Annotated in this window: 1 protein-coding gene; it reads left to right on the top strand. The window is 33.7% G+C overall.

Features of this window, described 5'->3' with window-relative positions:
• Positions 1-253: hypothetical protein (locus tag BB427_RS24625; protein ID WP_217492902.1), on the top strand; the 253-nt coding region annotated here is incomplete at its 5' end.
• Between the last annotated feature and the right edge of the window lie 118 nt (positions 254-371).

Raw genomic sequence — 371 nt, 5'->3', positions numbered from 1 at the left:
ACGACGCTCTTCCGATCTGGGTAGGATAAATATGTTTTATATAAAAGTGGTAAGGACTTTAGGAAATGTATATAATGAAATTTCGACTCCTAATGGGATAGGGGTAGTTTATGTGAGAGTGGTGTTGTTTTTATATATTGCTTTAAATAATGGTATGGGATTGATACCATTTGTTTTTACCGGTACTAGACATTTGGTTATAACTTTGTCTGTTGGGTTAGTTGCTTGGTTGTCTTTTTTTTTGATAGGATGAGTTAGGGAGTTTAAGATGAGTTCTGCTCATTTGGTTCCTGAAGGATCTCCTTTTATGTTAGCTCCTTTGATAGTAATAATTGAATCAATTAGTCATGTAATTCGACCTATTACATAGA

The sequence above is a fragment of the Pseudoalteromonas sp. BMB genome (assembly GCF_001709235.1).
GTDB lineage: Bacteria > Pseudomonadota > Gammaproteobacteria > Enterobacterales > Alteromonadaceae > Pseudoalteromonas > Pseudoalteromonas maricaloris.
This window is presented reverse-complemented; position numbering and strand designations above follow the sequence as displayed.